General features: G+C 70.2%; 25 protein-coding genes and 1 tRNA gene. 10 read left to right on the plus strand and 16 right to left on the minus strand.

Features of this window, described 5'->3' with window-relative positions:
* On the plus strand, positions 1-202 hold a 202-nt coding region (locus DW309_RS17710; protein WP_275090553.1), incomplete at its 5' end, for a pyridoxine 5'-phosphate oxidase C-terminal domain-containing protein.
* An 18-nt stretch (positions 203-220) separates the two neighbouring features.
* On the opposite strand, the gene DW309_RS17715 is transcribed toward DW309_RS17710, so the two are convergent.
* From DW309_RS17715 to DW309_RS17725, 3 genes are read right to left on the minus strand one after another with little or no spacing between them, the layout of a single operon-like run.
* The gene (locus DW309_RS17715; protein ID WP_136046124.1) at positions 221-1033 is read right to left on the minus strand and encodes an SURF1 family cytochrome oxidase biogenesis protein; all 813 of its coding nucleotides are present in this window, start codon (positions 1031-1033) and stop codon (positions 221-223) included.
* Positions 1030-1224, minus strand: coding sequence for a hypothetical protein (locus DW309_RS17720; RefSeq protein WP_136030186.1), 195 nt, complete (start codon positions 1222-1224; stop codon positions 1030-1032). Before DW309_RS17720 ends, DW309_RS17715 begins: the two co-directional genes overlap by 4 nt.
* Entirely contained in the window at positions 1221-1565 is a 345-nt protein-coding gene (locus DW309_RS17725) for a DUF3099 domain-containing protein (RefSeq protein WP_136030188.1), read from the minus strand. The genes DW309_RS17720 and DW309_RS17725 overlap by 4 nt, the downstream gene beginning before the upstream one ends.
* A gap of 127 nt (positions 1566-1692) precedes the next feature.
* Here DW309_RS17725 and DW309_RS17730 point away from each other — a divergent pair, with 127 nt between their 5' ends.
* Positions 1693-2403: a beta-ketoacyl-ACP reductase gene (locus tag DW309_RS17730; RefSeq protein WP_136046125.1), complete on the plus strand. Its 711-nt coding sequence runs from the start codon at positions 1693-1695 to the stop codon at positions 2401-2403.
* Between the two features lie 42 nt (positions 2404-2445).
* On the opposite strand, the gene DW309_RS17735 is transcribed toward DW309_RS17730, so the two are convergent.
* The 3 genes from DW309_RS17735 to DW309_RS17745 are packed head-to-tail and all read right to left on the minus strand — an operon-like array spanning position 2446 to position 5108.
* Complete coding sequence (locus tag DW309_RS17735; protein ID WP_136046126.1) at positions 2446-3141, minus strand: alpha/beta fold hydrolase; 696 nt, start codon at positions 3139-3141, stop codon at positions 2446-2448.
* Between the two features lie 41 nt (positions 3142-3182).
* Complete coding sequence (gene serB, locus DW309_RS17740; protein ID WP_136046127.1) at positions 3183-3818, minus strand: phosphoserine phosphatase SerB; 636 nt, start codon at positions 3816-3818, stop codon at positions 3183-3185.
* Positions 3819-3866: 48 nt separating this feature from the next.
* Positions 3867-5108 (minus strand): glucose-1-phosphate adenylyltransferase, encoded by a 1242-nt coding sequence (locus DW309_RS17745; RefSeq protein WP_136030197.1) that lies wholly within the window; start codon positions 5106-5108, stop codon positions 3867-3869.
* A gap of 69 nt (positions 5109-5177) precedes the next feature.
* On the opposite strand from DW309_RS17745, the gene glgA reads away from it, so the two are divergent.
* The 3 genes from glgA to DW309_RS17760 all read left to right on the plus strand — a co-directional run bounded on the left by glgA (position 5178) and on the right by DW309_RS17760 (position 7515).
* Complete coding sequence (gene glgA / locus DW309_RS17750) at positions 5178-6362, plus strand: glycogen synthase (protein ID WP_136036171.1); 1185 nt, start codon at positions 5178-5180, stop codon at positions 6360-6362.
* A gap of 17 nt (positions 6363-6379) precedes the next feature.
* A complete protein-coding gene (locus tag DW309_RS17755) occupies positions 6380-7165 on the plus strand; it encodes an ABC transporter ATP-binding protein (RefSeq protein ID WP_136036170.1) in 786 nt (261 codons plus the stop codon).
* A 92-nt stretch (positions 7166-7257) separates the two neighbouring features.
* Entirely contained in the window at positions 7258-7515 is a 258-nt protein-coding gene (locus tag DW309_RS17760; protein WP_047520045.1) for a type B 50S ribosomal protein L31, read from the plus strand.
* A 62-nt stretch (positions 7516-7577) separates the two neighbouring features.
* Here the strand turns inward: DW309_RS17760 and DW309_RS17765 are convergent, their stop codons facing one another.
* The 3 genes from DW309_RS17765 to DW309_RS17775 are packed head-to-tail and all read right to left on the minus strand — an operon-like array spanning position 7578 to position 11156.
* Complete coding sequence (locus tag DW309_RS17765; protein WP_136046128.1) at positions 7578-7862, minus strand: hypothetical protein; 285 nt, start codon at positions 7860-7862, stop codon at positions 7578-7580.
* A gap of 38 nt (positions 7863-7900) precedes the next feature.
* Positions 7901-9151 (minus strand): alpha/beta fold hydrolase, encoded by a 1251-nt coding sequence (locus DW309_RS17770; RefSeq protein ID WP_136046129.1) that lies wholly within the window; start codon positions 9149-9151, stop codon positions 7901-7903.
* Position 9152: 1 nt separating this feature from the next.
* A complete protein-coding gene (locus tag DW309_RS17775) occupies positions 9153-11156 on the minus strand; it encodes a DUF262 domain-containing protein (RefSeq protein ID WP_136046130.1) in 2004 nt (667 codons plus the stop codon).
* A 177-nt stretch (positions 11157-11333) separates the two neighbouring features.
* Between DW309_RS17775 and DW309_RS17780 the strand changes: the two genes are divergently transcribed.
* Together DW309_RS17780 and DW309_RS17785 are read left to right on the plus strand one after the other, a co-directional pair.
* Positions 11334-12107 carry a hypothetical protein gene (locus DW309_RS17780; RefSeq protein ID WP_136030209.1) on the plus strand — a complete coding sequence of 258 codons (774 nt, stop codon included), beginning with the start codon at positions 11334-11336 and terminating at the stop codon, positions 12105-12107.
* A gap of 170 nt (positions 12108-12277) precedes the next feature.
* Positions 12278-12781: a DUF3145 domain-containing protein gene (locus DW309_RS17785; RefSeq protein ID WP_136030211.1), complete on the plus strand. Its 504-nt coding sequence runs from the start codon at positions 12278-12280 to the stop codon at positions 12779-12781.
* A gap of 132 nt (positions 12782-12913) precedes the next feature.
* Here DW309_RS17785 and yczR read toward each other — a convergent pair whose 3' ends face one another.
* Complete coding sequence (gene yczR / locus DW309_RS17790; RefSeq protein ID WP_136046131.1) at positions 12914-14317, minus strand: MocR-like transcription factor YczR; 1404 nt, start codon at positions 14315-14317, stop codon at positions 12914-12916.
* A gap of 95 nt (positions 14318-14412) precedes the next feature.
* On the opposite strand from yczR, the gene yczE reads away from it, so the two are divergent.
* The gene (yczE, locus tag DW309_RS17795) at positions 14413-15075 is read left to right on the plus strand and encodes a membrane protein YczE (protein WP_136046132.1); all 663 of its coding nucleotides are present in this window, start codon (positions 14413-14415) and stop codon (positions 15073-15075) included.
* A gap of 69 nt (positions 15076-15144) precedes the next feature.
* Here yczE and DW309_RS17800 read toward each other — a convergent pair whose 3' ends face one another.
* From DW309_RS17800 to aceE, 6 genes are all read right to left on the minus strand, one after another.
* On the minus strand, positions 15145-16383 hold the full coding sequence (locus DW309_RS17800; RefSeq protein WP_136030217.1) for a beta-ketoacyl-[acyl-carrier-protein] synthase family protein: 1239 nt from the start codon (positions 16381-16383) through the stop codon (positions 15145-15147).
* Between the two features lie 93 nt (positions 16384-16476).
* The gene (locus tag DW309_RS17805; protein ID WP_136030219.1) at positions 16477-16725 is read right to left on the minus strand and encodes an acyl carrier protein; all 249 of its coding nucleotides are present in this window, start codon (positions 16723-16725) and stop codon (positions 16477-16479) included.
* A 69-nt stretch (positions 16726-16794) separates the two neighbouring features.
* On the minus strand, positions 16795-17796 hold the full coding sequence (locus tag DW309_RS17810) for a beta-ketoacyl-ACP synthase III (RefSeq protein WP_136030221.1): 1002 nt from the start codon (positions 17794-17796) through the stop codon (positions 16795-16797).
* Positions 17793-18713 (minus strand): ACP S-malonyltransferase, encoded by a 921-nt coding sequence (locus DW309_RS17815; protein WP_136030223.1) that lies wholly within the window; start codon positions 18711-18713, stop codon positions 17793-17795. Before DW309_RS17815 ends, DW309_RS17810 begins: the two co-directional genes overlap by 4 nt.
* A 94-nt stretch (positions 18714-18807) precedes the next feature.
* Positions 18808-20004: a PucR family transcriptional regulator gene (locus DW309_RS17820; RefSeq protein ID WP_136030264.1), complete on the minus strand. Its 1197-nt coding sequence runs from the start codon at positions 20002-20004 to the stop codon at positions 18808-18810.
* Positions 20005-20035: 31 nt separating this feature from the next.
* Positions 20036-22762, minus strand: a complete 2727-nt coding sequence (gene aceE, locus DW309_RS17825) for a pyruvate dehydrogenase (acetyl-transferring), homodimeric type (protein WP_136030225.1) — start codon at positions 22760-22762, stop codon at positions 20036-20038.
* A 153-nt stretch (positions 22763-22915) separates the two neighbouring features.
* Between aceE and DW309_RS17830 the strand changes: the two genes are divergently transcribed.
* Positions 22916-22988: transfer RNA gene (locus DW309_RS17830), tRNA-Val, on the plus strand.
* Between the two features lie 28 nt (positions 22989-23016).
* Positions 23017-23904, plus strand: coding sequence for a TIGR01777 family oxidoreductase (locus DW309_RS17835; RefSeq protein ID WP_136046133.1), 888 nt, complete (start codon positions 23017-23019; stop codon positions 23902-23904).
* Positions 23905-23949: the final 45 nt, after the last annotated feature.

Below are 23949 nucleotides of genomic sequence, written 5' to 3' on the forward strand. Positions count from 1 at the left end.
CGCGGAGAGCGCGGCCGACCTGGCCGCACGGTCTCCGGCCGCGCGGGACGGGGTCGCCGCCGGGGACTGGGTGCTGTGGCGCCTGCAGCCCTCGCGGGTGGAGTTCTGGCAGGGGGCGACCGATCGACGGCACACTCGGATCGTGTACGAGGTGGCACGCGGCGGCTGGGGACGGCACGTGAGCGGTACGACCGACACCTGAGCGGCGCGGCACTCGGGCTCAGCGGGCGTCGAGCAGCTCGTCCTCGACGTCGGCGTCGCGGTCGCGCCGGCGCGGCGCCTTCACGGGTGCCGGCTTCCCCTCGAGCTCCTCGCGGTGCTTCACGATCTCGGTGCGGATGATGTAGCCGATGAAGATGAACCCCATGATCGCGAACAGGATCCACTGGATCGCGTACGACAGGTGCGGACCGGGATCGTCGGTGGGCGAGTCGAAGCCGCCGAGGGTTCCCGAGCCCGCCGGGTCCTCCGACACCAGTCGCCCGTAAGCGCCGGTGAGGGCGCCACCGTCGATGGTCTCGGAGATCGACGGCAGATGGATCGTGGGCACCTGGCCTTCCGGCGCGCCGCGACCGGAGGCGGGAAGCGGCTCGCCGGGTCGAAGGCGCACCGTGACCGTGACCTCGCCGGACGGTGGGGCGGGGATGGCGTCCGGCACGTCACCCTCGCCCGGCGGAACCCACCCCCGGTCGACGATCAGCACGCGACCGTCGACATCGCGGAACGGCACCAGCACCTCGAAGGCGCTCGTGCCCCCGTGCGGGCGGTTGCGCACGAGCAGCTGTTCGTCGGCGAGGTACTCGCCCTGCAGGGTGACCGGCCGCCACTCGTCGTCGGGATCGAGCACGTCGTCGTCGCCCAGCACCTCGGTGAGGGGCACCGCGGGGGCGTCGTAGTTCTGCTCGACCAGCGCGATCTGCTCGGCCCGCGATTCGTTGCGCTCGAACTGCCAGTGCGACAGGAAGGCGCAGGCGATCGCGAACCCGATCGCGATCAGGGTGTAGACGCCCCAGCGGGTCAGGCGGTTGTTCACGAGGGCACACCGTCTCTCACGGTCACGGGGAAGTCACGGGCGGCCAGATAGTCGCGGAGGAAGTCCACGTGCTCGGGGCACGCCAGCCAGATCTTCTCGCGGTCGGGGGCGTGGATGCGGGGATTGCGCCACACGACCTGGCTGGTCGCCGCGCTCCGGCATCCGGCGCGCGAGCAGATCAGATCGGTCATTGCTCCGCGCGGCCTTCGCGGATCGTGAAGACGCCGGGGTTCGCCTCCTGCACAGGCGGAGGACCGGGAGCCGCATCGAGCTCCTGCAACGGCGACTCGGCGGAGGTCTCCGTGCTGTCGCTTCCCGCATTGGCGAACACCACGGCGATGTAGGGCAGCACAGCGGCGGCCAGGGCGAACACCCACGTGTACCACCCGAACGGCTGCACGAAGAACATCAGGCCGAAGCACACGATGCGGATCGTCATCGTGAGCGCGTAGCGGCGCACGCGGTGGTCGCTCTCGTCCCCGGGAGACTGGGGGAGAGAGGTGACGGCCGGGACTCGACGTGCGTTCTTCACGATGCTTCCAGCCTACGCCGGTGCGGGCTCGGCGGCGCCCCGATTCCGCCCGGGGCACGCTCGCTGCAGTCGCTAGGATCGTTCACGGCTCGGAAACCCGACCCCCGACCAGAGCAGGAGTGCCCCCATGAGTGCTGACCGCGTCGTCCTCGTCACCGGAGGCAACCGCGGCATCGGCCGCGCCATCGCCGAGCGCTTTGTGCGAGAGGGGTACCGCGTGGCCGTCACCGCCCGCAGCGGCGAGGGTCCGGAGGGCACGCTCACGGTGCGCGCCGATGTCACCGATGCCGCGTCCCTCGATGCCGCGTTCACCGAGGTCGAGCAGCAGCTCGGCCCGGTCGAGATCGTGGTGGCCAACGCCGGGATCACGAAGGACACCCTCCTGCTGCGCATGAGCGAGGACGACTTCGACAGCGTGGTCGCCACCAACCTCGGCGGCACCTTCCGCGTCGTCAAGCGTGCTTCGAAGGGCATGCTGCGCGCCCGGTTCGGACGCATCATCCTCATCTCCAGCGTCGTCGGGCTCTACGGCTCCGCCGGTCAGGTCAACTACGCGGCGTCGAAGAGCGCCCTGGTCGGCTTCGCCCGGTCGATCACGCGTGAGCTCGGGGCCCGCGGCATCACCGCCAACGTCGTCGCGCCCGGGTTCATCGAGACCGACATGACCGCGGAGCTCCCGGAGGAGACGCAGAAGCAGTACCAGGCCAGCATTCCCGCCGGAAGGTTCGCGACGGCGGATGAGGTCGCGGGTGTGGTCACCTGGCTCGCGAGCGATGATGCCGCCTACATCTCGGGTGCCGTCATTCCCGTCGACGGCGGCCTCGGGATGGGCCACTGACGCGCTGAGAGGCCCGGGCTCCGACCCGTCCGCACGTCCGACTCACCGGGCGACGGCGGCGACCAGCAGCTCACCCAGGCGCTGCGGAACCGAGAACTGCGGCCAGTGGCCGGACCCGATGCGCACGACCTCGGCGTCGGCGATGGCGTGGAACTCCTCCGCGTATGCACCCCACTGTGCGATCGTCGCCTCGAACGCCTCCTCGTCGAGCCCGCCCATGAGCAGCGTCACCGGCACGGAGTGGCGCGCGGGGTTCTCGAGCTGGATCTCGTCCGCGGGCACGCGTCCCGGCACGCTCTGCGTCAGCCCGACCGTGCGGGCCCGTGTCGCGTCGTCGAGGTCGTGCACATCCTCGTCGGGGAAGAAGTCCCACCCGGGGAACGGGACGGCACCGTCGACGACCTCGAACTCATTGATGCCCGAACCGGGCGGCGGCGGCACCGTGTCGACGAAGATCACGCGCCGCACGCGCTCGGGCCTCGCGTCGGCGACTCCCCAGGCCACATTGCCGCCTCCGCTGTGACCGACGACGACCACCTCGCCCTCGACCTCATCGACGGCGGCGACGCCCGCGGCCACCCACTCCGCCATGCCGATGTCGGAGGCGGCCGGACCGGAAGCCCCGAGACCGGGAAGGGTGAGCGGATGGGTGCGGTGTCCTGCCTGCTCCAGCGCCGGTATCACGTCGTCCCAGCTGCGCGCGTCGAGCCAGAGTCCGGGGATGAGGATGATGTCCATGCGGCGACGCTAGCGCTGGCCGCCGACATCCACCACCGCCCTCACGGCAGGAGAGGGATGACCTCGGCGAGATCCTGCGTGGCGACGACGAGGCTCGCGGCCTCCCGGACGGCCGGCTTCGCGTTGAACGCGAGTCCGAGTCCGGCGACGGCCATCATGGGCAGATCGTTCGCCCCGTCACCGATGGCGATGGTGGCTCGCCGCGGGACCCTGAGCACATCCGCCCAGGTCTGCAGCCAGGACGCCTTGGCCTTGCCGTCGACGATGTCGCCGTCGACGCGACCCGCCAGCGCGCCGTCCGCGACCTCGAGGCGGTTGGCACGCCACCGGTCGACGCCGAGCTCGGGAGCGATGTGGTCGAGGATCTCGTGGAACCCGCCGGACACGACGCCCACCACGCCACCGCGCGCGTGCACGGCGGCGGTGAGCTCGCGGACGCCCGGGGTCGGCTCGATGCGGGCGCGGACGCGCTCGAACGCCGACACCGGCACCCCCTCCAGTGCGGCGACGCGGGAGCGGAGGCTGGATGCGAAGTCGATCTCGCCCCGCATCGCGGCCTCGGTGGCGGCCTGCACCTCCGCGCGGCGGCCGGCCTCGTCGGCGAGGAGTTCGATCACCTCGTTGCGGATGAGCGTGGAATCGGCATCGAGGACGACGAGGAAGCGCGCGGAGGTCACCCTCCGAGCCTAGCGATGCGGGCGCACGGGCCCGGACGGCGTGACGGCTCAGCGCTCGATGAAGACGCCCTTGCCGACCACGGTGATGCCCGACTCCGTCACGGTGAAGCCGCGCGCGAGGTCTCGCTCACGGTCCACACCGACCGTCGCGCCGTCCGCGAGGACGACGTTCTTGTCGAGGATCGCCCGGTGCACGCGAGCGCCCTGCCCGACGTGCACATGATCGAACACGACGGAGTCGGTGATGGTCGAACCGCCACCGGCCAGGGTCCACGGTCCCACCACGCTCCGCTCGAGGTGCGTGCCGGACAGGACGGAGCCGAGGGACACGATCGAGTCGATCGCGTTGCCGATGCGGCCGACGGAATCGCGCACGAACTTCGCAGGCGGCGAGTTCACCGCCTGCGAGTGGATCGGCCACTCCATGTTGTAGAGGTTAAACACGGGCAGTGTCGAGATCAGATCACGGTGCGCGTCGAAGAACGAGTCGATCGTCCCCACATCCCGCCAGTAGGAGCGGTCGCGCGGCGACGAGCCGGGGACGTCGTTCTGCTTCATGTCGTAGTAGCCGGCCTCGCCGCGGTCGACGAAGTACGGCACGATGTCGCCACCCATGTCGTGGCTCGACGTCGGGGACTCGCCGTCCGCCTCGACGGCGGCGATCAGGGCGTCCGCGTCGAAGATGTAGTTGCCCATCGAGGCCAGGACCTCGTGGGGGGAGTCCGCGAGACCGGTGGCGTCGGTCGGCTTCTCGAGGAACTGCCGGATGCGTCCGGACTCCGGGTCCGCGTCGATCACGCCGAACTGCGAGGCGAGGGCGAGCGGCTGCCGGATGCCGGCCACGGTGGCCTTGGCGCCCGACTCGATGTGCGCCTCGAGCATCTGGCGGAAGTCCATGCGGTAGACGTGGTCGGCGCCGATCACCACGACGATGTCCGGCTTCTCGTCGTTGATCAGGTTCATGCTCTGCAGGATCGCGTCGGCCGAGCCGGAGAACCATCGCTTGCCCAGTCGCTGCTGCGCGGGGACGGAGGCGACGTACGAGTCGAGCAGTGCCGACATCCGCCAGGTCTGCGAGATGTGCCGGTCCAGGCTATGGGACTTGTACTGGGTGAGCACCACGATCTGACGCAGGCCCGAGTTGATCAGGTTGGAGATGGCGAAATCGATCAGGCGGTACTGGCCGCCGAACGGCACGGCAGGCTTCGCACGATCCCCTGTCAGCGGCATGAGTCGTTTGCCCTCGCCGCCGGCGAGGATGATCCCGAAGACCTTCTTTGGAGCGGACATGGCTCCACCATAGATGCCGCCGCGCCGGGGAAACTAGCGTCTGGACAAGCCGGTCGCTAGCGTCTAGGCATGCGAGTCGAGATGATCAGCAAGGAGTACCCGCCGGAGATCTACGGCGGCGCCGGAGTGCACGTGGCTGAGCTGGTCGCCGCCCTGCGGGAGAGCATCGATGTGACGGTCCGCGCCTTCGGTGCGCCGCGCGAGGAGGAGGGCACGTTCGCGTACCGCACGCCGACCGGACTGGCCGGCGCGAACCCGGCGCTGCAGACGCTGGGCACCGACCTCGAGATCGTCGCCGCGATCGGCGGGGCCGACCTCGTGCACAGCCACACCTGGTACGCGAACTTCGCCGGTCATCTCGCGTCGCAGCTGCACGGCATCCCGCACGTGCTGACCGCGCACAGCCTGGAGCCGCTGCGACCGTGGAAGGCGGAGCAGCTCGGCGGCGGCTACGCGGTGTCGAGCGGGATCGAGAAGCTGGCGTACGAGAACGCGGCCGCCGTCGTCGCGGTGAGCGCGGGGATGCGCGCCGACATCCTGCGCAGCTATCCCGGGGTGGACCCCGCGCGTGTCCGGGTGATCCACAACGGCATCGATGTGGAGCGCTGGCGGCCGGTCGAGGACGCCGCGTTCCTGGAGTCGATCGGCATGGACCCCGCTCGCCCGTCCGTGGTGTTCGTCGGGCGGATCACCCGGCAGAAGGGACTGCCGTACCTGCTCCAGGCGGCCCGGCTCCTGCCGCCGGAGGTGCAGCTGGTGCTGTGCGCCGGCGCCCCGGACACCCCGGAGATCATGGCCGAGGTGCAGGAGGGGGTGCGGCTTTTGCAGCAGACTCGCGAGGGCGTCATCTGGATCGAGCGCATGCTCCCCCGCGACGAGCTGTCGGCCATCCTCGCCGCAGCGACCACGTTCGTGTGCCCCTCGGTGTACGAGCCGCTGGGCATCGTGAACCTGGAGGCGATGGCGTGCGGCGCCGCGGTCGTCGGCACGGCCACGGGTGGGATCCCGGAGGTGGTCGACGACGGCGTGACCGGCCGCCTGGTGCCGATCGAGCAGGTGCAGGACGGCACGGGCACCCCGATCGACCCGGAGCGCTTCGTCGCCGACCTGGCCGCCGTGCTGACCGAGGTCGCGACGGATCCGGAGCGCGCCCGCGCATACGGTGAAGCCGGACGGGAGCGGGCGCGGACCCAGTTCAGCTGGACCGCGATCGCGGAAGCGACCCGCGCGCTCTACGCGGAGCTGATCCGTTGAGCCGATAGGCTGGCCGCATGCCGATCGCTCTGGATTTCGCTGACGTCGTCGTGCGCCGAGAGGGGCGCAACATCATCGATCACGTGACCTGGCAGGTCGCCGACGATCAGCGATGGGTGATCCTCGGGCCGAACGGCGCGGGCAAGACCACGCTGCTGCAGCTGGCCGACACGCTCATGCACCCGACGGCCGGCACGGTCACCGTGCTGGGCGAGACGCTCGGTCGCACCGACGTGTTCGAGATCCGCCCCCGGATCGGGTTCGCCTCCTCCGCGATGGCCAAGCGGGTTCCGCGTGACGAGACCGTGCTCAACACGGTGCTCACGGCCGCGTACTCGGTGCTCGGCCGGTGGAACGAGAGCTATGAGGACATCGATGAGCGCCGCGCCCTCCGCGTGTTGCGCGACTGGCGTCTGGACCACCTCGCCGACCGCACGTTCGGCACGCTCAGCGACGGCGAGCAGAAGCGTGTCCAGATCGCGCGCGCCGTCATGACCGACCCGGAGCTGCTGCTGCTCGACGAGCCGACGGCCTCGCTCGACCTCGGCTCGCGCGAGGAACTGCTCGCCCTGCTCGGCGGGTACGCCTCGGCGCCGTCGACGCCCGCGATGCTGATGGTGACGCACCACGTGGAGGAGATCCCGGTCGGTTTCACGCACGTGCTGCTGCTGCGTGACGGCGTCGTCGTCGCGGCGGGGCCGATCGAGGAGTCGCTCACGAGCGAGTCGCTGACGGCCGCGTTCGGGATGCCGATCACGCTGTCTCAGGAGGGTGGCCGCTACGCCGCCCGCGCCGCGTCCTGACGCGGCATCTGATAGAATCGACCCTTGGTGCTCTCTGCACCGCAGACTTCCCTCGTCCCTGGCACAATCCAGGGCAGCAACTAAGGAATCCCATGAAGACTGACATTCACCCCGACTACCAGGCCGTCGTGTTCCGCGACCTCGGCTCGGGCGAGACCTTCCTCACCCGTTCCACCGTCACCAGCGACAAGACCATCGAGCTGGACGGCGTGGAGTACCCGGTGATCGACGTCGAGATCTCCTCGGCTTCGCACCCCTTCTACACGGGCAAGCAGCGCATCATGGACTCGGCCGGTCGCGTCGAGAAGTTCAACCAGCGCTTCAAGGGCTTCGGCGGCTCCTCCAAGTAAGGGCCCCCGACGAAGGCCCCGCGTTCCTCGGAACGCGGGGCCTTCGTCATGCCCGGCGCCCGTCACAGGTCGATGATGATCCTGGTGCCGCAGATGCGGTCGGGCGGGTCGCCCGGGGAGGGGGCGGGGGCGGTGCGCCGTGTCTGCCGATCGCGCTCCTGGCCGGCTTCGTGAGCAGAGGGGGACCACACGCTGTCGAATGCGCCGACGAGCCCGCCGCCGGTCGCGTGCTCGTACTTCTCCTCGACAGGCTTGCGCGAGAACGTGTGCCGCATCCCGGCGATCAGCAGCGCGGGACCCGTGACCAGGACCAGCGCGACCGTCGCCCACGCCATGACGTCTCGCATGCCCTCAGGATAGGCGGCTGCGGTGTCGCCGTGGGGCGTCAGCGCAGGCGTCGGCCCGCGGCGAGGTCGATCAGGCGGGAGAGCACCTGGCCCGTCCGCAAGCCGTTGTGCTCGTGTTCGCTGGTCACCCACAGGGATACCCCGGGGAGCAGTCGCGCGGTCTCGAGCGAGAACTCGAGCGGCACGTACACGTCATCCACGTACACGGCGGCGGCTCCCGTCGCACCCGAGGCGGTGATCGCCGCGGGATCGTAGATCTGCGGCCAGGCGTGCTCGGCCAGGGCCAGAGTGACCTCTCGCCACGGCCGCAGCGCCGGAACCGTGTCGGTCCACTCGCGGCGGATGTGCTCGCCCGTGAACAGCGTGGGGTCGTCCTGGAAGTCGGCGGGTTCGACGCGCTCGGCCGACCACCGGGTCGCATGGCCGCTCGCGTAGCTCGACTCATGGAACACGTAGTACAGCGGATTGCGGCCGCCGAAGGGCATGGCGTGCATCAGGTCGTACCGGAAGGCGTTCGACGAGGGGTCGCGCTCCAGGAGCGACCACACCGTCTGCCATCCGTCGTCGGTGCCGAGCGCGGAGCCGACCGAGCGCAGGCGCGAGCGCGAGACGACCTCGCCGTCCGGCAGGACGATGCGGCCCTCGTCGGCGAGGTCGATCAGTCGGCGCATGGTGTCGCGGTGCTCGGGGAACCGGCGGTAGTAGCGCTCGGAGGCCATGCGCATCTTGTCGTAGCACAGCGCGTAGACCTCGTCGGGGTGCCGCTCGACGGTGCTGAGGCCGCCGGTGATGAACACGTCGCGCAGCGACCCGGCATCGGTCGACAGGTAGGCGAGCGTGGTGAACCCGCCGAACGACTGACCCAGCACGCTCCAGGTGGTGGCACCGAGGTGCTCGCGCATCGCCTCGGCGTCGCGCACGATCGCATCGGCGCGCAGGTGGGTCAGGTGCTCGGCCACCGCGTCGGCTCCCTGAGCGAGGTCGTCGTCGCCGACGGGGGTGGAACGACCGGTGCCCCGCTGGTCGAGCAGCACGACCCGGTAGTGCGCGAGCGCCTGGTCGAGCCACGCCGGGGCGGTGGAGGAGTGGAACGGCCGCGGCGCCTCGTGCCCCGGGCCGCCCTGCAGGAAGACCAGGTACGGCAGCTGCTCTCCGCCCTCGCGCGCGACCACCGCGGCGAACACGTCGATGGTGCGCGGGTCGGCGGGGTCGTCCCACACGAGCGGAACGGTCAGGGTGTGCTCGTCGATCGTCAGGTCGAGCAGGCGGCGGCGGACGGTGGTGGTCATGTCACATCACGTTCCCGATGTAGGAGTACTTGACGAAGACCTCGGAGGCGAGCCCGGACTCCTCCAGCACGCCCTGCACCGCGGTCATCATGTAGTTCGAGTCCCACCCCATGTACAGCGAGTGCTCGTCGTCGAGCCGGTCCCACTGGCCCTTCCACGCCTGGGCGTCGTAGATGGGGCCGCCGTGCGCGGCGCAGTACGCGACGGCCGCCTCACGGGTGTCGGTCCACGCACGCCGGAACACGCGGTTGAAGAGGTGCTTGACGTCGTAGACCTCCCAGCGCTCTCCGCGGTACTCGACGTAGTCGAACTCGCGCTCCCAGCCGGCCGGCCAGCCGCGCCGGCGGACGGCGTCGAGGATCGGCGTGAGGCCGTCGTCGTCGATCTCCGGCAGGGCAGGGCGGGCCCAGATCCGCAGCAGCTCGGCCGTCAGCGCGACCGTGCGGGCCGTGATGGCGGCGGTGCCCCATGCCGCAGCGGCGGTCAGCTCTTGCGTGGCCGGCACGGTGCTGCGCGCGTAGGCCTCGTCGCGCTTGACCGGGAACGATGCCCCGAACACGCGCTCGGTCAGCCCCTGCTCGAGCAGCGTGAGGTTGCCCAGCGTGGGAGCGAGCGCGCGGTGGCTGTTCTGCTCGTCCTCGCTGTACTCGCTCCACGGACGCACGCCGTCGCCCGACCACGCGTCACCGGGGACGGCCGGGACGATGTGCTCGACATCGAAGCCCTCGACCTCGTCGACGCCTTCGAGTCGCCCGAGCACATAGGCGGGGTAGGGCAGCTCGCTGTACTTCAGGACGGCGCTCACACGCTCGTCCGACGGCGTGATGCGGGCGATCGCACGGGCAAGCGCTTCCTGACCGTTCGCGCGCGCCCGGCAGAGCCGCGCGATCAGGCGCTCGGTCGGCAGATTCACCAGCACGCGGCGGAGGTACATGGCCTGCAGCCACTCGAGCGTCTGCAGGAACTCGGCTCGGTCGATGCGTCCGCGGACGTGGTCGCTGTAGGCGTTGAGCACCAGCGGATACGACGAGCGTCCGAACGTGTTGACGGCCCGCAGCTGCCGCGCGATCTCGAGGTCGGGCTCCCGCGACGGGTCGAGCAGGATGCCGTAGAGCTCGGCGAAGTGCCGCCAGTTCGCGGCATCGGCCTGGAGGTGCGCGACGTCGACGCGCGGGAACGACTGGCGGAACGCGCTGTACACGCCGTGCTCGCCGTTCGCCGCGACCTCTCGGCCGGTGACCATGACGAGGTAGTGGCGCCAGAACGCGCCGATCGCCTCGCCGGTGTGCTGTTCGATGGGCAGCCAGAAGCGCGACTCGACGTCGAGCTGTTCGGCGTGGCTCAGGCCCATCAGGATGTAGTTGTGGATGAGCTCGTGGTCGCGCAGCGGCTCGCCGGTGGAGTTGAGGCTCTCGAAGATCTGCTGCGCGTTGGCACGGGGACCCAGCGTGATCGACACGTGCTCCAGGCGCTGCAGCCCCCGCCAGATCAGCGGCACTTCGTCGACGTGGATCTGGCTGCGGAAGAACGCGTAGTTGTCGTCGAACCGCGACTCGCGGTCGAGGTCGTCGCGGCGGTCGAGGACGACGGACTCGTACAGCTCGGCCCACGCGTCGTGGGGTCGGAGCTTGGTGCGTCCGGGAGCGTCCGCCAGGACGAGCACGCGGGAGAGCTCGGCGGCGAGGGCCGGATCGGTGTCGCGGACCGCGTGATGCAGGGCGGCGACGAGGAGCATGAGCGTGGTGATCCGCTGCTGTCCGTCGATCAGGATGAGGTCGGCGTCCTCGCCGCTGCCGTCCTGCGCGGAGAGGATGGAGCCGAGGAAGTGACGGTGGGCGTCGTCTTCCGCCGCGACCGCGCGGACGTCGGACAGGAGCCGTTCGCAGCCGCCGATGTCCCACCGGTACTGCCGCTGATACACGGGGACGACGATGGTCGTGCGTCCCGCCGCGAGCCATTCGATCGTGTTGACTGCTGTCGCCTCGACGTTGGTCGCGGTGCTCATGCTGGTGTCTGATCCTCCCGTTGCGACGGGCGCCGAGAACGCGCTCGACGCCCCGCCCAGTCTATTCGGGTTATGCACGGCCGCCCTCCGGGGAGGCGGCGAGCCCCGCTGTTAGGCTTGCCTTATCAGGGCCTGTTAAAACGTGCTGGCCCCCGATGAAAGGAACATGACTCGATCATGGGATACATCAAGTCCGCAGCGCTGGAGGAGAAGGGCTTCGTCGTCCTCGACAGCTACGACCAGGAGGCCGATCCCAAGGAGTGGCTGGACGTCGAGTACAACGACTGGAAGTCCTCGGGCGACACCCGGTTCGCGCCCCTCGCCAGCGCCTTCGGCGACATCGAGTGCAACGGCTTCTGGAACCACAAGCCGCCGCGCACCGACAAGGACGGCGTCTGGATCGACTCCCAGGTCGCGAAGGCACCGAACCTGACGCGCCGCGCGCAGGAGCCGGGTGCCAACGTCGGTCGGTGCCGCATCATCGAGCTGCAGCCCACCCCGTACGGCGACTGCCTGTACAACCTGCACCAGGACGACAACAACCGCCTGAACCCGGACGGGACCGGCTGGGTCGTCCGCGGCTTCTTCAACCTCACCGACGACAAGGACAGCTACTTCGTCCTGCGCGAGAACCGCACCGACCCGAGCATCGAGTACCGCATCGCACTGCCGGCCGGCGCGCAGCTGATCGTGGACACACAGCGCCTGTGGCATGCCGCCACCCACAACGGCACCGACCCGCGCTACTGCCTGATCACGTCGTGGACCTCGGGCCCCGAGCTCGACGCCTACATCGAGAAGTACCACGGCACCGACGACGTCCCGAACGTCGAGGTCCCGCAGGACGTGCTGGAGTTCGGCTACGCCGAGCAGGCGCGCAAGGACGCGGCGCGCGCCGCGTACTACGCCGCCAAGGGCCAGCAGGTCAAGCAGGCCATGAGCGAGGCGTGATCCTCCACTGATATGACGAAGGCCCCGGTCGCTCGACCGGGGCCTTCGTCATGGAATCACACGCTTGTGATTTATGCGGAACTCCGCGAGAATGGGCGCACAACCGCATACTCTCGCCACTTCGTGGGTCAGGTCGTAGGGGAAGACGCACCTGATGAAACGGAGAGATCATGGCGACGGCTTACGCACGCGGAGTGGTGTTCATCCACTCGGCGCCTCGCGCGCTCTGCCCGCACCTGGAATGGGCGGTCGGTCGCGCTATCGGGCGTGCGGTGAACTTCGACTGGACGGAGCAGCCGGTCCTCGACGGCGCCCGGCGCGCCGAGTTCTACTGGGACGGCCCCGTCGGCACGGGTGCTGCGCTCGCGACCGCGATCCGCGGCTGGGAGCACCTGCGCTTCGAGGTCACGGAAGACCCGACGCCCCGCAGTGACGGCGGACGCTGGCTGCACACTCCGGATCTCGGCATCCACTACGCGCAGACCGACGCCGCCGGCAACATCGTGATCGGCGAGGACCGCATCCGCTACGCGATGGAGATCGCCGCAGGAAACGCCGTCGAGCTGCAGCGCGAGCTGGACATCGCGCTCGGCTCCGCCTGGGACGAGGAGCTCGAACCGTTCCGCCACGCCAGTGACGATGCGCGCGTCGTCTGGCTCCACAAGGTCGGTTGACCGGCCCGCAGACCGGGGGCGCGGGAGGCGTGAGTATCGGATTCCGGTGAGTGATCCCGGACGCTGAGAAGACGTATCCTCGCCCCGCTCGACGAAGACCCCGCCACGGATGCCGCGGCGGGGTCTTCGTCGTCAGATGACAGCCGCGTGGCGCATCTCCGCCGCGGGCTGACGGCCGCCTCCCACGAGGTCGCCCCACGCCAGGGCGAGACGGGCCATCGCCTCCGCCGTGCGCTCCGGCGGAAGGGTGATCGGGATGCGGAGCCGGCGCTCCAGCACCCCGCCCGTCGTGAAGCGCGGCCCTGGGGGCAGGATCAGGCCCTGCTCGCGGGCGGCGAGCGACAACGCCGTCGAGACCGGCGCGCCCAGATCGATCCAGGCCGACAGGCCCCCCGGGGTGCGCGGCATCCGCACGCCGGGCAGGTGCGTGAGGCCCTCGGCGACGGCAGCGCGTCCCGCCGTGAGCCGGCTGCGCACGTGCGCGCCGAGTGCAGGCATGTCGCGCAGCAGCTCGACCGCGATGCATTGCTCGAGCAGCGCGGTGCCCAGCTCGAACGAGGGTCGGACGGCGAGCAGGCGCGCGATCACGGAACGCTCGGCCCGGATCCACCCGATGCGCATCCCGCCCCACGCGATCTTCGACATCGAGCCGACGGTGATGACGTGCGGCCCCTCCGCGGCGAGGGGGACAGGAGCCCAGCCGCGGTCGATGTCGAGCTCGGCTGTGGTCTCGTCGACGATCAGATGGGTTCCCGCGTGGCGCGCGGTGGCGGCGATGCGGGAGCGCTCCTCCTGCGGAAGGGTGGCACCGGTCGGGTTGTGGAAGTCGGGGATGAGGTAGGCGACGTGGGGCCGCGCGCTGAGCAGCGTGTCCGTGACGTGGCGGGTGTCCCAGCCGTCCGTGTCGACCGGCGTGGGCACCAGGCGGTAGCCGTGCCGATGGAGGGCTTCGAGCGCGTGGGGGAAGGTCGGCTGTTCCACGAGTGCGCGTTCGCCCCGACGCCCGATCGCGGTGAGGATCAGGTTCACGGCGTTGAGCGCTCCGGACGTCACGATGATCTCGTCCGCGGTGGTGTCGGCCCCGCGTTCCGTGAAGCGCTGCGCGAGCGCCTCGCGCAGCTCCGGAAGCCCCTGCAGCGAGTAGCCGCTCGTGCCGCGCAGCGCCGCGAGTCGCGGGAGCGAGCGCACGGTCGCGTCGTACAGCCCGGGGGTGGAGTCCATCGAGGCGATGGAGAGGTCGATCGCGTCGCCGTCGCCGTCCTGTCCCGGCAGCGCGGGGCCGTGGGGGAGTGCGACCCGGGTGCTGCCGCCGTGGTGGCGCGTGACGTAGCCGTCCGCCTCCAGCAGGCCGTACACGCGCGTGATGGTCGAGCGGGAGCGGCGCAGCTCGACCGCGAGAGCACGCTCGCTGGGCAGTCGTTCACCCACCGTGAGCCGGCCGTCGAGGATGAGCGCGGTGATCTGGCGAGCCAGGGCGGTGGCCGAGGCACCGGCGACGCTGCGCGCTCCGAGCTGTTCCACGAGTCGTGAGGACATGACTCCAGCTTGCCGCAAAGTGGACTGCTATACGCAGGCCACTTTTGTCGCAGTGGTCTCGGCGACCGCGGCTCCCGTCGTTCCACGATGGAGAGATGCTCCTGCGCTCCATCCTCCTGCCCGTCCGCGCCACGAGCCCTCGCGACCTCGCGGAGCGCCTGCTCCAGCTCGTCATCGGACTGATGCTCTACGGCATCGCGCTGGCGTTCATGGTCCGCGGGGGCATCGGTGTGGCGCCGTGGGACGTGCTCGCGCTCGGTGTCGCGGGACGGAGCGGCCTCGGCTACGGCGCCGTCACCGTGCTGGTGTCGATCGTGGTCTTGCTGCTGTGGATCCCCCTGCGCCAGCGCGTCGGTCTCGGCACCCTGCTCAACGCCCTCCTGATCGGCCCCAGCGCCGATCTCGCACTGCTGGCACTGCCCTCCCCGCCGAACGTGTGGATCGGCGCGCCCATGTTCGTGTTCGGACTCGTGCTGCTGGCGTTCGCCACCGGGCTCTACATCGCCGCTGACTTCGGTCCCGGCCCGCGGGACGGACTGATGACGGGTCTCGTCCGGACCACCGGATGGCCGGTCTGGCTCGCCAGGACCGTGATCGAGGGTTCGGTGCTCCTCATCGGATTCCTGCTGGGCGGCCCGGTGGGTGTGGGGACCGTGCTCTTCGCGTTCGGCGTCGGTCCGCTCATCGGCTGGTTCCTTCCCCGCATCGAGCGGCGCCGCAGGGCCCGGTCGCAGCGGCTCGCCGTCTCGAACGGCTGAGCCGGGTCCGTCGAGACAGGACGAGGCCCCCGGGACGTCCCGGGGGCCTCGTCGTGTCGTACGGGGTCGTCAGTCGGCGCTGCCCACCACGAGCACCGCGTTGTGTCCGCCGAAGCCGAAGGAGTTGCTGATCGCGATCTGCGGTCCGTCGCCCAAGGGCATCGGCTCTCCGGACAGGCGGAACGGGACCTCGGGGTCGGGCTCCGTCATGTTGATCGTCGGAGGGGCGACCCGGTCGCGCAGCGCGAGGATCGAGAAGATCGCCTCCAGCGCGCCGGTGCCGCCGAGCAGGTGCCCGGTCGACGCCTTGGTGGCCGACACCGGGATCTCATCGATCCGGTCGCCGAAGACCTTCTTGAGAGCTGTGTACTCGTTCGGGTCGCCCACCGGCGTCGAGGTGGCGTGGGCATTGATGTGCGTGACCTGGTCGGCCGTGATGCCGGCCTCCTCGAGAGCCTGCGTGACCGCACGGGCCGCGCCGTTGCCCTCCGGGTCGTTGCCCGTGATGTGGTAGGCGTCGGCCGTGACGCCGCCGCCCAGGATGTAGCCGTAGATCTTGGCGCCGCGAGCCTTGGCGTGCTCTTCGGTCTCGAGGATCAGCGCGGCCGCTCCCTCGCCCATCACGAAGCCGTCGCGGTCGATCGCGCCCGGACGCGATGCGTGGGCCGGGTCGTCGTTGCGGCGGGAGAGGGCCTGCGCGGAGGCGAACGCCGCCATCGTGATGGGGTGGATCGCGGACTCGGTGCCGCCGGCGATCACGACGTCGGCGAGACCCTCCTGCAGGTGGTGGAAGGCGTGGATGAGGGACTCGGTGCTCGAGGCACAGGCGCTCACCACGGTCTGCGCGTAGGCGCGGGCCTCGAACTGCAGCGAGAGGTTGCCCGCGGCAGCGTTGGGCATGAGCATCGGGACCGTCAGCGGCATGACGCGGCGCGGTCCCTTCTCGCGCAGCGTGTCCCACGCGTCCAGCAGGGTCCACAGGCCGCCGATGCCGGTCGCGAAGTCGACGCCGAGGCGCTCGGGGGCGACCTCGGGGGAACCGGCGTCGGCCCAGGCCTCGCGTGCCGCGATCAACGCGAACTGCGAAGACGGGTCCAGACGCTTGGCCTCGTGGCGCGGCAGCACCTCTTCGGGGCGGACGATCGCCGAGGCGGCGAACGTGACGGGCAGCTCGTACTGCTGCACCCAGTCGTGCTCGATCGTGCGGGTGCCGGACACCCCGGCGAGGAGGTTGGTCCAGTTCTCGGGAGCCGTCCCGCCGATGGCGGACGTGGCGCCGATGCCGGTGACGACGATGCGCTTGGTCATGAAGGTGGTTCCTTGTCGAACGGGAGTCGTGCGGGAGATGGGCAGAGCGGAGGATGCCACGCCCCGCCGCAGCGGGGGTGGCATCCTGCCGTGTTACTCCTGGCCCGCGACGATGAAGTTGACCGCGTCGCCGACGGTCTTGAGGTTCTTGACCTCGTCGTCGGGAATGGTCACGCCGAACTTCTCCTCGGCGTTGACGACGATCGTCATCATCGAGATCGAGTCGATGTCGAGGTCGTCGGTGAACGACTTCTCCAGGGCGACCTCGGAGGCGTTGATGCCGGTCTCGTCGGTGATGAGCTCTGCGAGGCCGGAGAGGACCTCATCGTTGGTGAAAGCCATGGTGGTCTTCCTCTTTCTTACGGGGTGTATTAGGAACCGTGGAACAGTCTAGGGAAGGTCGGCGCGGACTCAGGGGAGGACGACGACCTGTGCGGCGAACACGAGACCGGCGCCGAAGCCGATCTGCAGCGCCAGCCCACCCGAAAGCTCGGGGTGTTCAGCCAGGAGGCGGTGGCTCGCGAGCGGGATGGAGGCGGCCGAGGTGTTGCCCGTCGTCTCGATGTCGCGGGCGATCGCCGTGGTCTCCGGCAGACCGAGCTGCTTGGCGAACTCGTCGATGATGCGCATGTTCGCCTGGTGAGGGATGAACGCGGCGAGGTCCTCCGCGGTCACGCCCGCCTTGTCCAGTGCCTCACGGGCGACCTTCACCATCTCCCACACCGCCCAGCGGAAGACGGTCGGGCCCTCCTGGCGCAGCGTGGGCCACGGCACCTCGCCGTCGCGGAACTCGGTGAGGGTGGCGTTCATGCCCACGGCGTCGGCCTTGGAGCCGTCCGAACCCCACACGGCGGGGGAGATGCCCGGCGTCTCGCTGGGGCCGATCAGTGCAGCGCCGGCACCGTCGCCGAGCAGGAACGAGATGCTGCGGTCGGTGGGGTCGACCACGTCGGACAGCTTCTCGGTGCCGATCACGAGAGCGTGGCGTGCCGTACCGGCCTTGATGAGCGCGTCGGCCTGCGCGATCGCGTACGCATAACCCGCACAGGCGGCGTTGATGTCGTAGGCGGCCGCCGGGTTCGCACCGACGCGGTCGGCGACGATCGCCGAGACCGAGGGCGTCTGCTTCGGGTTGCTGATCGTCGCGACGATCACGAGGTCGACCTGGTCGGCGGGGACGCCCGACTTCTCGATGGCCTCCGCGGCCGCGGCCGTGGCCAGGTCGATCGCATCCGTTCCCTTGTCGGCGCGCACGCGAGTCACGATGCCGGTGCGCTGGCGGATCCACTCGTCGCTCGAGTCGATCGGACCGATCAGGTCGTCGTTCGGGACGGCGTTCTCGCCGCGCGCGGCACCGTACGAGTAGATGCGGGTGTACGCGGGGCCGGTGAGCTGGGCGAGCGTGGCGCTCATGCGGCGTCTCCGTTCAGCAGCGCGACGGCTGCGTCGAGGTCTTCGGGGGTCTTGACGGCCACGGTCGGCACACCACGGAGCCCGCGCTTGGCGAGGCCGACGAGGGCGCCGGCGGGGGCGAGCTCGATGACCCCGGTGACGCCCGCCTCGGCGAACGACGCCATGCAGAGGTCCCAGCGCACCGGCGACGACACCTGGTCGACGAGATACGAGAGCGCCTGCGCGCCGTCGGAGACCACGGAGCCGTCGCGGTTGGTCCAGAGCGTGATGTCGGGGTCGACGGGGGACACGTCGGCCACCGCGTCGCGGAGCGCGGCGACCGCCGAGCCCATGTACGAGGTGTGGAACGCGCCGGCGACCTGCAGCGGCACCACGCGCGTGCCCTTCACCGGCTCCTCGGCCAGAGCAGCCAGTGCCGGCAGCGGTCCGGCGACGACGATCTGGCCGCCGCCGTTGTAGTTGGCGGGGGACAGGCCGAGCTCGGCCAGGCGGGCGAGCAGCGCCTCTTCGTCGCCGCCCAGCACCGCGCTCATGCCCGTGGGGGTCTGCGCGGCGGCATCGGCCATCGCGCGGCCGCGGATCCCCACCAGACGCATGCCGGTCGTCTCGTCGATCACCCCGCTGCCCACGAGGGCGGCGACCTCGCCGACCGAGTGACCGGCGATGCCGTCCGCACGGCGGCCGGACCGCTGCACGAGGGCGTCTCCGGCGAGGAGCGACGCGGCGACGATCAGCGGCTGCGCGATGCGCGTGTCACGGATGGTGTCGGCGTCGGACTCGGTGCCGTGGGTGCGGAGGTCGACCTCGGCCGCCTCGGAGAAGGAGGCGAGACGCTCCTCGGCGCCGTCGAGGTCGAGCCAGGGGGCGAGGAAACCGGGGGTCTGCGAGCCCTGTCCAGGGCAGACGACGACAATCACCCACCCAGTCTGCCAACGATTGCCGACGAGCGGTGGATGATCCATCACAAGATTGCGAGGATCCCTTGTGTGTGGCGCACAGGGCCCGGCGGCGTCACCGCGGCGGGCGCCGTGCGGACGGGCGGCGACGCACCTGCTCCGCGGCACCGATGGACCCGAGGATGAGGGCCGTCTGCAGGATGAGGGCCTCGCGCGGGCCCGTGGCGTCCCACCCGATCACCTCGCTCACGCGCTTGAGGCGGTAGCGCACGGTGTTCGGATGCACGAACAGCTCGCGCGCGGTCGCCTCCAGCGAGCGGCCGTTGTCGAGGTAGCTCCACAGCGTCGTCACCAGATCGGTCGAATGGGCCTGCAGTGGGCGGAAGATGCGTTCGACCAGCGTCTGCTTCGCGAGGGGGTCGCCCGCCAGAGCGCGCTCGGGCAGCAGGTCGTCGGCTTCCACCGGTCGCGGTGCGCTCCGCCAGGCGCGAGCCACCGCGAAGCCGGCGAGGGCCGCCCTGGCGCTCTGGCTCGCATCGACGAGGGCGGCGACCGCGGGTCCGAGCACGACGAAGCCGGGCCCGAACGACGGCTCGAGCCGGGCGGCGATCTCCTGGAAGCCCAGCTCCTCGTCCTCGCCCTCCTGTCCGGCCACGCGGGCACGGCCGAGCACCAGGACGAGCCGTGAGCCCTGCACGCCGATCAGCACGTCGACCGCGAGCTTCCGCGCCGTCCGACGCACGAGGTCCACATCGAACTGCGGAGGCGTCGTGCCGACCAGCACCGCGACCTCGCCGTGTCCGTGCCAGCCCAGGGCGGCGATGCGGCTCGGCAGCTCCTCGTCGGCCTCTCCCGTGAGGATCGAGTCCACCACGAGTGCCTCGAGGCGCGCATCCCACAGGCCGCGGGCCTCTGCGGCGCGGGCGTACACGTCGGCCGCGGCGAACGCGACGTCGCGCGAGTACAGCAGGATGGCCTCGCGGAGATGCTCACCCTTGCCGGCGACGCGCTCCTCGGTCACCTCCACCGTCACGCGGATCAGCTGGAGCGTCTGCTGCAGGCTCACGCTGCGCAGGAGCTCCCGTGGCGCGGCGGCGAAGATGTCCGCCGCGATCCACGGGGTCGAGGTGGGGTCGTCGTACCACTGGATGAACGAGGTGATGCCCGCCTGCGCCACCAGCCCGACCGCAGAACGGCGGGCCGGTGGCATGTCGGCGTACCACGGGAGCGTGTCCTCCAGCCGCTTGATCGTCACCGAGGCGATGTCACCGGAGATCCGGCGCAGCCAGGTGAGTGTCGCGGCCTTGTCCATGCCGGCGGCAGACGACGGTGTCACCGAAGGCTCAGCTTTCCCCGCCTGCGTTACCGCTGGTGCCGGCGTTCACATCGTGCAGACGGTACTTCTCGATGGCCTGCGCGGCGAGCGAACGGTCGACCGTGCCCTCCTCCGCGAGCGACTGCAGCGTGCGCACCACGATCGACGGACCGTCGATCTTGAAGAAGCGACGAGCAGCGGCACGCGTGTCGGAGAAGCCGAAACCGTCGGCGCCGAGCGTGGCGAAGCGGTTCGGCACCCACGGACGGATCTGGTCCTGGACGGCGTGCATGAAGTCGCTCACCGCCACGACCGGACCCTCGACGCCCTGCAGCTTCTGCGTGAGGTACGCCGTGCGCGGCTCCTGCTCGGGGTGGAGGAAGTTGTGCTCGTCGGCGGCGAGACCGTCGCGGCGCAGCTCCGTCCAGGAGGTGACCGACCACACGTCGGCGATCACGCCCCAGTCGTTCTTGAGCAGCTCCTGCGCCTCCATCGCCCACGGCAGTCCCACGCCCGACGCGAACAGCTGGGCGCGAGGCCCGTCGCCCTCGCCGACCGAGACGCGGTGGATGCCGCGGACGATGCCGTCGACGTCCACGTCCGCCGGCTCGGCGGGCTGCACCATCGGCTCGTTGTACACCGTGAGGTAGTACATGACGTTCGGGTCTTCGTGCTCGCCGCCGTACATGCGCTCCAGACCGGAGCGGACGATGTGCGCGATCTCGTAGCCGTAGGCCGGGTCGTAAGACACGGTAGCCGGGTTGGTCGCGGCCAGCAGGTGCGAGTGGCCGTCGGCGTGCTGGAGGCCCTCACCGGTCAGGGTGGTGCGTCCGGCGGTCGCGCCGATGATGAAGCCGCGTGCCATCTGGTCGCCCGCCGCCCACTGGGCGTCGCCCGTGCGCTGGAAGCCGAACATCGAGTAGAAGATGTAGATCGGGATCAGCGGCTCGCCGTGCGTGGCGTACGACGTGCCGGCCGCGGTGAAGGCCGCGAGGGCGCCCGCCTCGTTGATGCCGACGTGGACGATTTGGCCCTGCGGGCTCTCCTTGTAGGCGAGCAGCAGCTCCCGGTCGACCGACGTGTAGTGCTGACCGTTCGGGTTGTAGATCTTCGCGGTCGGGAAGTAGGCGTCCATGCCGAACGTGCGCGCCTCGTCGGGGATGATCGGCACGATGCGGTGACCGAACTCCTTCGAGCGCAGCAGGTCCTTCAGCAGGCGGACGAAGGCCATGGTGGTGGCGATCTCCTGCGTGCCCGAGCCCTTCTTCGGCAGCGCGTACGCGTTCTCCTCGGGGAGCGAGAGCCCCACGTGGGTCGAGCGGCGCTCCGGCAGGAAGCCGCCCAGCGCGCGACGGCGCTCCAGCATGTACTGGATCGTCTCGTCCTGCGGTCCCGGGTTGTAGTACGGGGGAAGGTACGGGTTCTCCTCGAGCTGCGCGTCCGTGATGGGGATGTGCATCGCGTCGCGGAACGTCTTGAGGTTGTCCAGCGTCATCTTCTTCATCTGGTGGGTCGCGTTGCGGCCCTCGAACTGCGGGCCGAGCCCGTAGCCCTTGACGGTCTTCGCGAGGATGACGGTCGGCTTGCCCTTGTGCTCGGTCGCGGCCTTGAACGCGGCGTAGACCTTGCGGTAGTCATGGCCGCCGCGCTTGAGGTTCCAGATGTCGTCGTCGGAGTAGTCCTTGACGAGGGCGGCGGTGCGCTCGTCGCGCCCGAAGAAGTGCTCGCGGATGTACGCGCCCGACTCCGCCTTGTAGGTCTGGTAGTCGCCGTCGGGCGTGACATTCATCAGGTTCAGCAGCGCGCCGTCGGTGTCGCGGGCGAGCAGGTCGTCCCACTCGCGGCCCCAGACGACCTTGATGACGTTCCAGCCGGCACCGCGGAAGAACGACTCCAGCTCCTGCACGATCTTGCCGTTGCCGCGCACGGGGCCGTCGAGACGCTGCAGGTTGCAGTTGACGACGAAGGTCAGGTTGTCGAGGCCCTCGTTCGCCGCGACCTGCAGCTGACCGCGGCTCTCGACCTCGTCCATCTCGCCGTCGCCCAGGAAGGCCCAGACGTGCGACTGCGAGGTGTCCTTGATGCCCCGGTTCTCCAGGTACTTGTTCGACATCGCCTGGTAGATCGCGTTGATCGGGCCGAGCCCCATCGACACGGTGGGGAACTGCCAGTACTCGGGCATCAGCCGCGGGTGCGGGTAGGAGGGGATGCCGTTCGGGGCGTGCGACTTCTCCTGGCGGAAGCCGTCGAGCTGGTCCTCGGTCAGACGACCCTCGAGGAACGAGCGGGCGTAGGTGCCGGGGGAGGCGTGACCCTGGATGAAGATCTGGTCGGCACCGCCGGGGTGGTCTGCACCCTTGAAGAAGTGGTTGAAGCCCACCTCGTACAGGGCGGCGGAGGAGGCGTACGTGGAGATGTGACCGCCGACACCGATGCCGGGACGCTGCGCCCGGTGCACCGTGATGGCCGCGTTCCAGCGGATCCAGGCGCGGTAGCGGCGCTCGATCTCCTCGTCGCCGGGGAACTCCGGCTCGTTCTCCGGAGCGATCGTGTTGATGTAGTCCGTGGTGGGGACCATCGGCACGTTCAGGTGCAGCTCCTTGGAGCGCTTGAGCAGGCTGAGCATGATCTCACGGCCGCGGCCGTGTCCCTTGGCATCCACCAGCTCATCGAGCGACTGCTGCCACTCGCCGGTCTCCTCCGGATCGCTGTCGAGGGGGCCCTGAGAGTACGGATCCTGGTCGTGGACGGTCACGGGGGAACCTTTCGTCAAGCTGGCAGGTCATGCCAAGGAAACGGGAAGCGACACGGGCAGCCTTGTCGGCCGTGCACAACGCGCGCCGACCTCAGCCTATCCCTCTTCCACGACGTGGGCGCGCATGCGCCGCCGGATAGACTGAGCGCACCAGGGCCTTTAGCTCAGCTGGTAGAGCGCCACGTTTACACCGTGGATGTCGTCGGTTCGATCCCGGCAGGGCCCACCGTCTCGAGGAGACCGGGGGAGCGACCATGGCGCGACGCATCGTCATCAGCGGGGCATCCGGCCTGATCGGCTCCGCCCTCGCGGCCTCGCTGCGAGGCGACGGGATCGAGGTCGACACGCTCGTGCGTCACCCGCCCCGGGAGGACGGCGAGCATCAGTGGATGCCCGGTGTGAGCTCCCTCAACCCCGACGTGCTCGCGGGTGCGGAGGCGGTCGTGGCCCTGGGCGGTACCAGCGTCGGCCGGCTCCCGTGGACGCTGCGGTACCGCCGGGAGCTGGTGGAGTCGCGGCTCGATGCGACGCACACCCTCACGACGGCGCTGCGCTCGCTCGGCTCCGACGCTCCGGCGCTGGTCTCCGCGTCGGCCGTGGGCTACTACGGCTCCGCGCCGGGGGAGACCCTCACGGAGGACTCGCGGCCGGGCGACACGTTCCTCGCCGACCTCTGCGTGCGATGGGAGGCCGAGGCCAGACGGGTGGAGGACCTCACCCGGGTCGCGCTGCTGCGCACGGCCCCCGTGATCCATCGCCGCGGCGTCCTGCGGCCGCTGGTGCTGCTCACCCGGCTCGGGGTCGCGGGACCGCTGGGCCCTGGCACGCAGACGTGGCCCTGGATCTCGCTCGAGGACGAGGTGCGGGCGATCCGGCACACGCTCGACGCGAAGCTCACCGGTCCGGTGAACCTCGCGGGTCCGACGCCCGCAACCATGAATGACATCGGACGCGCCCTCGCCGCGCGGATGCATCGCCCGTACTGGCTCCGCGCTCCCCGGTGGGCGCTGCGCCTGGCGCTCGGGGACGCGGCCGACTCGCTCCTGCTGCCGGATGCCGATGTGCGCCCGGAGGTGCTCGAGCGCTCGGGGTTCCGGTTCACCCACCGGACCGCGGCGGATGCGGTGGCCGCGGCGGTCTGACCTGCGCGCTTTCGCACGGCTCGCCCCCTCCCGGAGCGACGAGCC

It is taken from the genome of Microbacterium sp. K41 (genome assembly GCF_004794395.1).
GTDB lineage: Bacteria > Actinomycetota > Actinomycetes > Actinomycetales > Microbacteriaceae > Microbacterium > Microbacterium sufflavum.

What these genes read in the sequence shown, in the direction of transcription:
- DW309_RS17760 (WP_047520045.1), top strand. Translation starts at nt 7,258, where the DNA reads ATGAAGACTGACATTCACCCCGACTACCAGGCCGTCGTGTTCCGCGAC.
- DW309_RS17785 (WP_136030211.1), top strand. Translation starts at nt 12,278, where the DNA reads ATGGCGACGGCTTACGCACGCGGAGTGGTGTTCATCCACTCGGCGCCT.
- DW309_RS17810 (WP_136030221.1), bottom strand. Translation starts at nt 17,796, where the DNA reads ATGAGCGCCACGCTCGCCCAGCTCACCGGCCCCGCGTACACCCGCATC.
- DW309_RS17735 (WP_136046126.1), bottom strand. Translation starts at nt 3,141, where the DNA reads ATGGACATCATCCTCATCCCCGGACTCTGGCTCGACGCGCGCAGCTGG.
- DW309_RS17775 (WP_136046130.1), bottom strand. Translation starts at nt 11,156, where the DNA reads ATGAGCACCGCGACCAACGTCGAGGCGACAGCAGTCAACACGATCGAA.
- DW309_RS17820 (WP_136030264.1), bottom strand. Translation starts at nt 20,004, where the DNA reads ATGGACAAGGCCGCGACACTCACCTGGCTGCGCCGGATCTCCGGTGAC.
- DW309_RS17805 (WP_136030219.1), bottom strand. Translation starts at nt 16,725, where the DNA reads ATGGCTTTCACCAACGATGAGGTCCTCTCCGGCCTCGCAGAGCTCATC.
- DW309_RS17765 (WP_136046128.1), bottom strand. Translation starts at nt 7,862, where the DNA reads ATGCGAGACGTCATGGCGTGGGCGACGGTCGCGCTGGTCCTGGTCACG.
- DW309_RS17835 (WP_136046133.1), top strand. Translation starts at nt 23,017, where the DNA reads ATGGCGCGACGCATCGTCATCAGCGGGGCATCCGGCCTGATCGGCTCC.
- DW309_RS17755 (WP_136036170.1), top strand. Translation starts at nt 6,380, where the DNA reads ATGCCGATCGCTCTGGATTTCGCTGACGTCGTCGTGCGCCGAGAGGGG.
- DW309_RS17770 (WP_136046129.1), bottom strand. Translation starts at nt 9,151, where the DNA reads ATGACCACCACCGTCCGCCGCCGCCTGCTCGACCTGACGATCGACGAG.
- DW309_RS17720 (WP_136030186.1), bottom strand. Translation starts at nt 1,224, where the DNA reads ATGACCGATCTGATCTGCTCGCGCGCCGGATGCCGGAGCGCGGCGACC.
- DW309_RS17800 (WP_136030217.1), bottom strand. Translation starts at nt 16,383, where the DNA reads ATGACCAAGCGCATCGTCGTCACCGGCATCGGCGCCACGTCCGCCATC.
- DW309_RS17745 (WP_136030197.1), bottom strand. Translation starts at nt 5,108, where the DNA reads ATGTCCGCTCCAAAGAAGGTCTTCGGGATCATCCTCGCCGGCGGCGAG.
- yczE (WP_136046132.1), top strand. Translation starts at nt 14,413, where the DNA reads ATGCTCCTGCGCTCCATCCTCCTGCCCGTCCGCGCCACGAGCCCTCGC.
- glgA (WP_136036171.1), top strand. Translation starts at nt 5,178, where the DNA reads ATGCGAGTCGAGATGATCAGCAAGGAGTACCCGCCGGAGATCTACGGC.
- DW309_RS17780 (WP_136030209.1), top strand. Translation starts at nt 11,334, where the DNA reads ATGGGATACATCAAGTCCGCAGCGCTGGAGGAGAAGGGCTTCGTCGTC.
- yczR (WP_136046131.1), bottom strand. Translation starts at nt 14,317, where the DNA reads ATGTCCTCACGACTCGTGGAACAGCTCGGAGCGCGCAGCGTCGCCGGT.
- DW309_RS17730 (WP_136046125.1), top strand. Translation starts at nt 1,693, where the DNA reads ATGAGTGCTGACCGCGTCGTCCTCGTCACCGGAGGCAACCGCGGCATC.